Source organism: Plantactinospora sp. ZYX-F-223, from assembly GCF_039649625.1.
In the GTDB taxonomy this organism is placed as follows: domain Bacteria; phylum Actinomycetota; class Actinomycetes; order Mycobacteriales; family Micromonosporaceae; genus Plantactinospora.
Window position 1 is genome coordinate 73,983 of record NZ_JBDJAV010000041.1, and the last position, 10,627, is coordinate 84,609.

Annotated in this window: 9 protein-coding genes and 3 pseudogenes; 4 read left to right on the forward strand and 8 right to left on the reverse strand. The window is 68.4% G+C overall.

Going from position 1 to position 10,627, the window contains the following annotated elements:
- Positions 1-111: 111 nt before the first annotated feature.
- Entirely contained in the window at positions 112-1,938 is a 1,827-nt protein-coding gene (locus AAH979_RS32570; protein ID WP_346261974.1) for an alpha-galactosidase, read from the reverse strand.
- A gap of 374 nt (positions 1,939-2,312) precedes the next feature.
- The gene (locus AAH979_RS32575) at positions 2,313-2,603 is read right to left on the reverse strand and encodes a substrate-binding domain-containing protein (RefSeq protein ID WP_346261975.1); all 291 of its coding nucleotides are present in this window, start codon (positions 2,601-2,603) and stop codon (positions 2,313-2,315) included.
- On the opposite strand from AAH979_RS32575, the pseudogene AAH979_RS32580 reads away from it, so the two are divergent.
- A pseudogene (locus AAH979_RS32580) lies at positions 2,592-2,882 on the forward strand (alpha-L-rhamnosidase); the annotation flags it as partial. The gene AAH979_RS32575 and the pseudogene AAH979_RS32580 overlap by 12 nt on opposite strands.
- A 97-nt stretch (positions 2,883-2,979) precedes the next feature.
- Positions 2,980-3,558: an alpha-L-rhamnosidase C-terminal domain-containing protein gene (locus tag AAH979_RS32585; RefSeq protein ID WP_346261976.1), complete on the forward strand. Its 579-nt coding sequence runs from the start codon at positions 2,980-2,982 to the stop codon at positions 3,556-3,558.
- Positions 3,559-3,978: 420 nt separating this feature from the next.
- Here AAH979_RS32585 and AAH979_RS32590 read toward each other — a convergent pair.
- Positions 3,979-4,295: pseudogene (locus AAH979_RS32590) on the reverse strand (NAD-glutamate dehydrogenase domain-containing protein); the annotation flags it as partial.
- 457 nt (positions 4,296-4,752) lie between these two features.
- On the opposite strand from AAH979_RS32590, the gene AAH979_RS32595 reads away from it, so the two are divergent.
- Positions 4,753-5,532 (forward strand): transposase family protein, encoded by a 780-nt coding sequence (locus AAH979_RS32595; protein WP_346261977.1) that lies wholly within the window; start codon positions 4,753-4,755, stop codon positions 5,530-5,532.
- Between the two features lie 628 nt (positions 5,533-6,160).
- Positions 6,161-7,414, forward strand: coding sequence for a group II intron reverse transcriptase/maturase (ltrA, locus tag AAH979_RS32600; protein ID WP_346261978.1), 1,254 nt, complete (start codon positions 6,161-6,163; stop codon positions 7,412-7,414).
- Between the two features lie 310 nt (positions 7,415-7,724).
- On the opposite strand, the gene AAH979_RS32605 is transcribed toward ltrA, so the two are convergent.
- The 5 genes and pseudogenes from AAH979_RS32605 to AAH979_RS32625 all read right to left on the reverse strand — a co-directional run bounded on the left by AAH979_RS32605 (position 7,725) and on the right by AAH979_RS32625 (position 10,460).
- Positions 7,725-8,207 (reverse strand): hypothetical protein, encoded by a 483-nt coding sequence (locus tag AAH979_RS32605; protein WP_346261979.1) that lies wholly within the window; start codon positions 8,205-8,207, stop codon positions 7,725-7,727.
- A gap of 70 nt (positions 8,208-8,277) precedes the next feature.
- A pseudogene (locus tag AAH979_RS32610) lies at positions 8,278-8,887 on the reverse strand (LuxR C-terminal-related transcriptional regulator).
- Between the two features lie 56 nt (positions 8,888-8,943).
- Positions 8,944-9,207 (reverse strand): ATP-binding protein, encoded by a 264-nt coding sequence (locus AAH979_RS32615; RefSeq protein ID WP_346261980.1) that lies wholly within the window; start codon positions 9,205-9,207, stop codon positions 8,944-8,946.
- A gap of 237 nt (positions 9,208-9,444) precedes the next feature.
- On the reverse strand, positions 9,445-10,083 hold the full coding sequence (locus tag AAH979_RS32620) for a sulfite exporter TauE/SafE family protein (RefSeq protein ID WP_346261985.1): 639 nt from the start codon (positions 10,081-10,083) through the stop codon (positions 9,445-9,447).
- A 107-nt stretch (positions 10,084-10,190) separates the two neighbouring features.
- Positions 10,191-10,460 carry a metal-sensitive transcriptional regulator gene (locus tag AAH979_RS32625; protein WP_346261981.1) on the reverse strand — a complete coding sequence of 90 codons (270 nt, stop codon included), beginning with the start codon at positions 10,458-10,460 and terminating at the stop codon, positions 10,191-10,193.
- Positions 10,461-10,627 lie beyond the last annotated feature (167 nt).

Below are 10,627 nucleotides of genomic sequence, written 5' to 3' on the forward strand. Positions count from 1 at the left end.
TCGTCGAAGCAGATCAAGCCCGCCCGCCGGGCGGCGCCGGCGATCCGCCCGTCACTCGACGACCCGAGCAGGACGATCAGGATGTCCCGGCGGAGGGGTCGTCGGGCGTGCTCAGACCTGCGTGCGCCGCCACTGCTGGTTGGTGGCGGAGCCGCAGGTCCATTGCACCACCTGGGCACCGTCGCCGGTGGCCGCGTCCTGCACGTCGAGGCACTTGCCGCTGTGCCGGGCCACCAACCGGAGGTAGCCCGAGCCGGCGTCCTGGATGCGCCACTGTTGGTTGGTGCCGCCGTGGCAGGTCCACTGGACGACCCGGGCGCCGTCGGCGGTGGTGCCGGCGCCGCCGTACACGTCGAGGCACTTGCCGCTGTTGACGCTGGCGACGGTGACGTAGCCGTCGCCGGTGTCGGCGAAGCGCCAGCGCTGGTTGGTCTGGCCGTTGGCCGCCCACTGTACGACGTCGGCGCCGTCGGCGGTGGCGGCGTTGTAGACGTCGGCGAGCTTGCCGCTGTGCCGGGCGGTCAGCGTGTACGTGGCCGGGGTGGGGACGGTGCTGGTCGGGGAGAGCCGGTAGAGGCCGGCACCGTGCCCCGGGATCGACCTGGTCAGCGTGCCGCTGACGGTGCCGACACCGGCCCCGGACCAGAGGTCGGTCACGGTGGCCGAGCCGATGCCCAACGTCGACAGGTCGAGCGTGACGTTGCCGGTGCTGGCGTCGCGGTTGAACAGTGCCACGTACCGGTCGTCGCTGCCGGGTACGTCGGCGGCCCACACCTGGCGGGCGCCGCCGACGAGCTGGCGGTTGTTGGTGCTGTTCTGGTCGACCTCGAGTACCCGGGTGTTCGTCATCAGGGCCAGGTCGGAGGGGCGGTTCTCGACCAGGTTGCCGCCCCACATCAGCGGTGCGCGGTTGATCGCCCACAGGGTCATCAGGGTGCGCTGCTCATCGGGGGTCAGGTTCGAGTAACGGGGCGAGCCGACCGGCCCGAACTTGGCGAGCCGGCCGATCGGGATCATGTCCGGGTCCGGCCATGCCCCGGTGGCCCGGTGCGGCGCCCAGTCGCGCAGTTGGTCGAAGAGCCGGTCCAGGCCCGGCCAGTCGTCCCACAGGTCGTTCACGATCCGCCACATGTGGGCGTTGGCCCGGACGTGCGAGCTGGCCGACAGCGGGGTCGCGCCGGGGGAGAGGCTCAGCACCATCGGACGGCCGCTGCGCTCGATCGCCAGCCGGTAGCCGGCCACCTCCTCCTGCCGGTACGTCGGTGCCGCGATGTCGTCCACCTTCACGTAGTCGACGCCCCAGCTGGCCAGCAGCGCGAACACCGAGTCCAGGTACGCCTGCGCGCAGGAGTGGGACATGTTCAGGCCCCACATCAGGTTCAGCCAGGCCGCGGTGGTGTTGTTGTTGATCTGGTTGGCCCGGCAGTCGGTGCCCAGGATCGGCACGTTGTCGGCGACGGCCTGGCGGGGGATGCCGCGCATCAGGTGTACGCCGAACTTCAGCCCTTGGGCGTGGACGTAATCGGCCAGCGGTTTGAACCCGTTGCCCCCGACCGCGGACGGGAACCGCGTGGTATCCGGGAGGAGCCGGCCGTTGCCGTCCATCCGCAGCCGTGGGTTGAGGTTGCCGTCCTGGTTCGGGCTGCCGGTGTGTGCGCCCGGGTAGTACCAGGCCCAGTCGATGACGACGTACTGCCAGCCGTGCTGGCGGAGGTTGTCCCGCATGTAGTCGGCGTTGGCCCTGACGTCGGCCTCGGTGACGCGCCAGTTGAACGCGTCGTAGCTGTTCCAGCCCAGTGGCGGAGTGTTCGCCGTGCCGTTGTCCCACGCCTGGGCCGGCCCGGACCGGCCCGCCGCGAGGCCGACCGTGCACAGGAGTGCCAGCAGGACGAGGACGGCGTATCGGGGGGCGACGCAACACGCGTGGAATCGGCTCATCGATCCTCCTCCAAGGGTCACTTCACCCCGGGCCGGGCTAGTCACCTCGGTCGATGTTAGCGATAACATGGTGGAAGTCAAGCGGTCCCGCCCTGGTGCGGGCCGCTGCCCGACGACGTGCCGTTCGTGGGGGCCCCGTCGCGCGGGGAGTAGGAGCCCGCCGTGGTGACGTGCTGGGCGCGATGTGGGTAACGTTATCCATGATCGTCTCGGGTGGGTGCGGAACCGACCGGGATGGACCCGGACGTGCCGCTGGATGAGTCCGGCTTCCGCCAGGCGTGGTGATCAGGCCGGGCCGCCGACCCTTCCGGCCTGGACTTGACCAGGTCACGGTGTCCGCGCTGGTGGAACGGCTCGGATCCAACCGGCAGCCGCTAGGGCGCGGGTGGTGGGGCGGTGGTGTGCCGGGCGACGAGGGTGGGGGAGAGCCTGACCTGTGCGGCGGGCCGCTGCCGGTCGGCGATGCGGTCGAGCAGGAGGCGGGCGGCGTTGGCGCCGATCTGGTGACCGGCCTGGTCGACGCTGGTCAGCGAGATGGGGCGGAAGGCGGCGAAGGTGGTGTTGTCGTAGCCGGCGACGGAGATGTCCTGGGGCACTCGCAGGCCGGCCTCGGCGATGGCGTCGAGGGCGCCCATGGCGACGATGTCGGCTACGTGCACAGGCACAACCCGGACCTGCGGTGGCGGCACCGCACCGGCAACTCCTACGGCGACTGGCTCCAGGTCGACGCGAGCACCCCCCGGGACGTGCTGGCAACCGCGTACTTCGCGCACAGTGCCCAGCTCGTCGCGCGGGCGGCGGAGGTGCTGGGCCGGCACGACGAGGCGGCCGAGATGTCGACCCTGCACCGCGCCATCCGGTCGGCGTTCGTCGACGCGTACGTCCGTGACGACGGCACGGTCGAGGGCGGCACCCAGACCGGGTACCTGCTCGCGCTGGCGTTCGGGCTGCTGCCGGAACGGCTGGTGCCGGCGGCAGTCGGGCAGCTCGCCGCCGACATCGAGAAGCGGGGACTACCGCCTCAGCACCGGATTCGTCGGGGTGGCACTGCTCTGCCCGGTACTGGCCGACCACGGCCGGGCCGACCTCGCCTACGCCCTGCTGCACCAGGACGAGTACCCGTCGTGGGGCTATTCGATCCGGCACGGCGCGACCACGATCTGGGAGCGCTGGGACGGCTGGACCGACCACGCCGGGTTCCAGTCGCCGGCGATGAACTCGTTCAACCACTACAGCCTCGGCAGCGTCGGCGACTGGCTCTTCGGCCGGGTCGCCGGCATCGACCAGACCGCGCCGTCGGTGGCGTACCGCGAGCTACTGCTCCGTCCGCTGCCCGGCGGTCGGCTCCGCTGGGCCCGGGCCGAGCAGGAGACCGTACGGGGACGGGTCGCCTGCGGCTGGTCCGTCGAGGAAGGCCGGATCGCCGTGACCGCCACGGTGCCGCCCGGCAGCGTTTTAGATGTGTGTTGGTCGGGCGTGTCGCACAGTGGGTCCGATAGGTCTCCAGGATCTGCAACAGGTCCTTGCCGTCGCGTCGCTCGCTTCGCAGCCGGCGGCGCCGGCCCCGCCGTACCGCCGAGGGCGCCCCTGATGGAGGCGCCCGGCTTGGACCAGCCCTGACCAGGCTGATCCAAGCCCGGCAATTTTTATGGCCCCTAGTGGTGACGCCAGAGCCAGTCACCAGCCCGAACAGCGATGGCCAGTAGCATCAGGACCACATTCCACCGACGCGGGCGTTGATCGCGCCGAGCCTGCGGACACCCGCAGCACCCCACGTCGCCACCATCGTCACGCCGCATTCCCATCTCCTCCCGTGCTGACCTTGAGCAGGCATGCCCTGCCAAGGAGCTCCGTCGGCAGGACGCTGGTCACGGCGTATGTATCCAGCCTAGGCCGAGGCGATCCTCAAGGACCGCCGTCGATTTGTCCTCTTCGACCAACAGTGGCTTTGGGCAGTGAGAGGTGAGGAAAGGTCGTGGGAGGTAAGAAAGGTGAAGTGGTCGTCGGCGAGAGGGGGCAGCAGTCGCCGACGCCGACCACGATGTGCCGGTGGTCGAAGGCGGCCACCAGCTTGATGTGCTCGGAGAGCAGCATCCCGTTCCCGAAGACATCGCCGGACATGTCCCCGACGCCAACCACAGTGAAGTCCTGTGTCTGGGTGTCGATCCCCATGTCCCGGGAGTGCCGCTTCACCGACTCCCAGGCGCCCCGGGCGGTGATGCCCATCTTCTTGTGGTCGTAGCCGGCGGAGCCGCCGGAGGCGAACGCGTCGGCCAGTCAGAAACCGTTGCGCACCGAGATCTCGTTGGCGATGTCGGAGAAGCCGGCCGTGCCTTGTCCGCCGCCACCACCAGGTACGCCCCGGCCGAGGCGTAACGCGGGTTCGCCATGGGCACCCGGGATGACGGCGGTGTCGCGGTGGGCACAGAATGTCGGGATGGGGAACAGGGAACCGGTGAGCAGGAGGGGCACAGGGCTGATCGTCGCGGTGTTGGGGCTTTGGAGTTTGTTCGTGATTTGCATGGGGCTTGGGTTCGTGGCGTCGTACACGTCGGAGAACTCGTCCGCCGACTTGACCAACACCGAACTGCGCTCTGCGGCGATCGAGTGGACGATCGTGGCCACGATTGTCGCGGCAGTGTTGCTCGCCCCGGTCGCCGTATCGAGAAGGCGTGCCCGCGGCTGCGCCGCGTGTGCCGGTAGCAAGGCGGAGCGTTCGACGCCTTCAAGTGACCGTTAGCGCGTGCTGCCTGCTTAAGGGATGTCTCGTAACCCGGTGTCTGTCCGCTAGGGACGATCATCGATGATGGGCGGGTGCAGGTGATCTCGGCGGCCCGCCCGGAGTGGATCTTCCCGTTCACCGGGCTGCAGCCCGTCCAGTTCCGCCGGCTCGTCCGGCTGGTCGCCGAGCGTGGCGGTGACGCGATCGCTGACGGCCGGCCGGGCCGGCAGTGGTCACTCGACCTTCCAGACCGGGTGCTGCTGGTAGCCGCGTACTGGCGCACGAACCTGACCATGCGCCAGATCGGCCCGCTGTTCGGGGTGTCGCACTCCGCCGCCCACCGGGTCATCGACACCCTCGGCCCGCTGCTCGCCCTCGCGCCGGTACGCCGTCGCCGGGTCGATCAGATCACGATCGTCGACGGCACCCTCATCCCGACCCGGGACCACCGCCTGGCCGCCCGCAGCAAGAACTACCGCTACTCGACGAACCTCCAGGTCGCCATCGACACCCACACCCGCCTCGTCGTCGCTCTCGGCGACCCACAGCCAGGCAACCGCAACGACACGATCGTCTACCGAACCTCCGGCATGGACCAGAAGCTGGCCGGACGGCCGGTCATGGCCGACGGCGCCTACCGCGGCAATCCTGAGGTGATCATCCCGTACCGCAAACCGGCCGACGGCAGCGAACTACCCGACTGGAAGCTCGCTCTGAACAAGCAGCACCGCAGGGTCCGAGCCCAGGTCGAACACGCTCTGGCCCGGATGAAGTGCTTCAAGATCCTGCGTGACTACCGCCGCGCCGCCCACACATTGACCGACACCGCATCCGGCATCGCGCACCTACACAACATCATCCTGGCCGGGTGACACCAGCAGCGTTGCCCCGCAATGTCTTCAACGAGTTACGAGACATCGTGCGCCACGAACGCGGGAGGGAGCAGATGTAGGCAGAGCTCTTGAACGCGATGCTGTGTGAGAGATGAAGGTTGGCCCTTCGGAGCCGCCCTGCGGGGGGAGGCTTCAAACCGCCACATGCTGCGGGAGCGCTGACGCGACCGTGGTGAGCGATGTGGAAAAGGCGTCCGAGAGGCGTCAGGTAGGGATCAGGAAGACGAGCGCGAGCGAACCACTGATGACGTGTCGAAATGTATTAGACGACACCAAAACCGGGTGCTTGATGTCGGCCCGGGACGAGTCTGGCGGGAGCCCGTTCACTGGCCAGGTGGTGTCCGGCATGGAGGTGGCGTGAGCCTGATCTGCCGCTCTCACATGGAACGTGGGAAGACACGGCCTGACACCGCTGCCCCAGTGGGGGCGGCAAGAGGGAGCACTCCAAGCGGCTGAACCGCAAGGAGCTGAGTACCGTCGCAGGACGTGTCGGCGGACCGGTCTGTAGTAGTGAGGAAGCCCCTGTAACGGGGGCGGAGCGAAGAGACCGGGTCATCCGTGGCTTGTGTTCGTTCGGTCAACCAGGCCAGAGTCCGGGAGGAGCTGCGTGAACCAGCTGACATCACCAGACAAGCCGTTCAATATTTCGAAGCGAGAGGTGTGGGAGGCGTACCTGAAGGTCAGGGACAACAAGGGCGCCGCCGGTGTGGATGGCTGCTCGATCGAGGACTTCGAGAAGGATCTGAAGAACAATCTCTACCGGGTCTGGAACAGGATGTCCTCGGGCAGTTACTTCCCGCCGGCGGTGAAGGCGGTGGAAATCCCGAAACCGCACGGCACCGGGGTCCGGGTACTCGGGGTGCCCACGGTCGCGGACAGGATCGCCCAGACGGTGGTCGCCGCGAGGCTGGAGGCGAAGGTCGAACCGATCTTCCATCCGGACTCCTACGGCTACCGGCCGAACAGGTCGGCCCTGGACGCGGTCGCGGCATGCCGGCAGCGGTGCTGGAAGACCGACTGGGTGATCGATCTGGACATCCAGAAGTTTTTCGACTCCGTGCCCTGGGACCTGGTGATCAAGGCGGTTCAGGCGCACACCAACGACCGTTGGGTGGTGCTGTATGTCAAACGATGGCTACAAGCACCGATTCAACAGCCCGACGGAACCTTGCGACAGCGAGACCGGGGAACCCCACAAGGCTCTGCGGTCTCGCCCGTGCTGGCGAACCTGTTCATGCACTACGCGTTCGACATCTGGCTGACCCGCACGTATCCGGCTATCCGGTTCGAGCGTTACGCCGATGACGCGGTCGTGCACTGCGTCAGCGAGCGCCAAGCCCGCGAAGTGCTGGCCGCGCTCGGGGACAGGATGGAGGAAGTCGGGCTGCGGCTGCACCCCGACAAGACCCGGATCGTGTACTGCAAGGACGGCAAGCGACGCGGCTCGGCCGAGCAGACGTCGTTCACCTTCCTCGGGTTCACGTTCCGCGCCCGCAAGGCGCGAAGCAGGAACGGAACGTACTTCACCAGCTTTCTGCCCGCGATCAGCAAGGACGCCCTGAAGAAGATCAGCGGAGAAGTCCGCTCCTGGCGGCTTCACATGCGGATGCACCTGACCTTCTCCGAGATCGCGCAACGGACCAACCCGGTCGTGCGCGGCTGGTTGCAGTACTACGGAGCGTTCTACCGCTCCGCGCTGTTTCCCCTCCTACGACGCATCAACGCCTACCTGATGCGCTGGATCCGCAAGAAGTTCAAACGACTCCGGACGTTCAAGAAGGCTCACGAGTGCTGGCACCGCATCACCTGCCAGCACCCCAGGCTCTTCACGCACTGGGCATGGACACCGACGTTCTGGTGACCAGGATGACAAGAGCCGTGTAACGAGAGATCGTTACGCACGGTTCTGTGGGAGCCGGAGGGTGAGACTCCCTCCGGCCACCCGACCTTTAGACAAGAGGAATGATCGATCAAGGGCTGTCTCCGTGATCAGCCGGGGTCGATGACACCCGACCGCAGGTTAAAGCTCAAGCTAGGCGGACGGACGTCACGATCGTCCTCCAGCCCGGCGCGGTGATCTGCCTGATCGGCGTCGCCGTGATCATGTACGCGCCGCGCGGCGGGCGCATGCTGTGGCGCCTGCGGCGAAGGCCGGAACAGGCCGGGGCGTGTCAGATGCGGTAGGTGCCGCCCCGGTCGGGGCTGTTGACGGAATCGATAAAGCGCGTGGCTCCAGCGGTGGACAGGCCGAACAGTTCGCAGAGCATGCGCAGGTCGCCGCTGGTGGCATGTGCCTCGTCGAGGATGCGGTCCTGGCGGATGAGCTGGCCGGACATGCCAAGCTGTTTGCGGATCCACCAGGGTGTGACGGGCCGGTCGTGCATCCAGCTGCGCCGGTGGATGAACAGGTGCGGATTGACGGTGGTCGGCCAGGTGGCGGCGCGGTGGTTGAGGTAGGCGGTCAGGCGTTGACGGGCCGGTTCCGCGAGGACGATGACCTGGTCTCCGATGTGCAGGCGGCCGTCGCGTACGTCGGTCAGGAGCATCGCGCGGAGCTGTTTGAGTCGCACGGCGTGGAAGGCGAGCAGCGCGGGGAGGGCGGCGGTGGCCGGATTGTCGGAGGTGAGGTTGTCGCGTAGTCGCTGCAGGTCCACGGCGGGGGTGATTTGGCGTTCGTGGGGTGCGCTCAAGCGGGCGGGGAGTGTCAAGTTAACCTCCCGTAATTTAGAGCAGCCCTTCGGCCACGGCGGTGGTGACCGCAGCGGTGCGGTCGGCGACGCCGAGTTTGGCGAACGTGCGCAGCAGGTGGGTTTTCACGGTTGCCTCGGTAATGTGCAGTTCACGGCCGATCTCGATGTTGGACATCCCGCGGGCGACGAGGCGCAGGACTTCGACCTCGCGCGGGGAGAGCGCGTCGTGCCGTGGGCGCCGCATCTGGTGCAGCAGGCGGGTGGCGACGGACGGCGCGAGCACGGTATCGCCGCGTGCGGCCGTCCGTACGGCGTCAAGCAGGTCTGTGCGGGAGGCGTCCTCGAGTAGGTAGCCGGTGGCGCCTGCCTCGACCGCGCGGAGGATGTCGCCGTCGGTCTCGTAGGTGGTCAGCACGACCACGCGGGTCTGCGGCGCGGCGGCCAGCACCTGCGCGGTTGCCAGCGCGCCGTCGAGTCCGGGCATCCGCAGGTCCATCAGTACGACGTCGGGGGCCGCCACGCGGGCGGCGGCGACCGCCTCAGCGCCGGAGGCCGCCTCGCCGACCACCACGATGTCGGGCTCGCCGGGTTACCCGCTGGCCGGCGTCGTAGCTCCAGGTGAGCGTCCAGGAGCTGACCAGCATGCCTCGCACTCCGGCGCGTACCACCGGGTGGTCGTCGACGAGCAGCACGGAGATGGTCACGATGGCACCTGTACCCGGATGGTCGTTCCGCGGCCTGGGGCCGACTCCACCTGTAGCGTCCCGGCGGTCTGTTCGACCCGGGCGCGCATCGACGCCAGGCCGTATCCGCTGCTGCTGCCGCTGGGCGGTGTGAATCCGCAGCCGTCGTCGGTGACCTCAAGCACGACGCTCTCCGCGCAGTACCGGAGCGTGACCGTCACGGCGTCGGCCCTGGCGTGTTTGCGCGCGTTGGTCAGCGACTCCTGAGCAGCGCGCAGCACCACCTCGGCCGAGGTGTGCAGCGCGGAGCAAACCGATCTGGAGCGGCGAGGACGGCCCCGGACAGGAAGCGCCGGGATTGCGCCGCAACTCACCGCTGCGCTGGCACCAGACGGCGTCGGCCACCCAGCACCTGGAAGACGCGGTAAGGGCGTAAGTGCCGCCAGCGGTTCACGCGAGTTGGCGGTCCGTGGGGTCAGCGCAGTTCACCGGGGAGCGGTCATGAGGGCGCCTGGCGGTCAGCTGAGAGGGCTGATAAAGGCCTGGATGATGACGAAGGCGGCGACGGCGAACACCAGGTAGGCGAACCACCGACGCAGCCGGTCTGCGGGCAGCCGGGACCCGAGCCGGCCGGCGGTGAGGGAGCCGAGGATGGCGGTGAGGGTGAACGCGGCGGCGATGCGGTAGTCGAGGGCGGCGTCGCCGGCGTGTGCGGCGAAGCCCGCTGCCGCGTTGAGCACGACGATCACTAGTGACGTGCCGACGGCGAGGGTCATCGGCAGGCCGAGCAACAGGACGAGGGCCGGGATGATCAGGAATCCGCCGCCGGCGCCGAACAGGCCGGTGAGGAACCCGACCATGATCCCGGCACCGACGGACTTCGGCAGACAGCCGCGCCAGTTGACGCCGCCGCCCGGCAGTGCGCAGTCACCACCGGCTTCACCGTCGCCGCGCAGCATCCGTGCCGTGGCCATGACCATGAGCACCGCGAAGCTGGCCAGGACGACACGCGGGTCGAGCAGCCGGTTTACCGCGGCGCCGGCGAACGCCGAGACGGCGCCCGCGCCGCCGACGATCGCGGCGATGCGCCACTGAACCTGCCGGGCGCGTACCCTCGGCAGTACCGCGACGGCCGAGGAGATCCCGACGACCAGCAGCGACTGTTCTCACTCCTTGTACGCTCATACCCCGGGGGGTATATACGGGACGGAGTCCGGGCAGACGATGACGGCGCCCCCGCCGACGCGGGGTGCCGCTGGTTGGCTCAGGACAGGGCCATGAACAGCTTCTCCAGCTGCTCCTCGGTCATCGGCGGTTGCTCACCACGCTCGCGCGCCTGCTGGCACTGCCGCATACCCGTCGAGATGATTTTGAAGCCGGCCTTGTCCAAGGCGCGTGAGACGGCCGCGAGCTGGGTCAACACCCGTTCGCAGTCGTCACCGTTCTCGATCATGGAGATCACCGCGCTGAGCTGACCGTTCGCGCGCTTCAACCGCGTCACCGCGTCCGACAAGACCTTGGCGTCCATCTCCACGCCCTCCACCTCCACGGCCCAGCATACCCCGGGGGGTACCTTGCGAGATGTGGAGCGCCTCACTGTACGTAGCCGCCCGCGCCGCCGGCTACGGACTGCCCGCCGCCCCCGCAGTTTGGGCGCGCGGGGGCCCAGCAACGGCACGAAGGGTGTCCGGAGACTCCTAA

What these genes read in the sequence shown, in the direction of transcription:
- AAH979_RS32570 (WP_346261974.1), bottom strand. Translation starts at nt 1,938, where the DNA reads ATGAGCCGATTCCACGCGTGTTGCGTCGCCCCCCGATACGCCGTCCTC.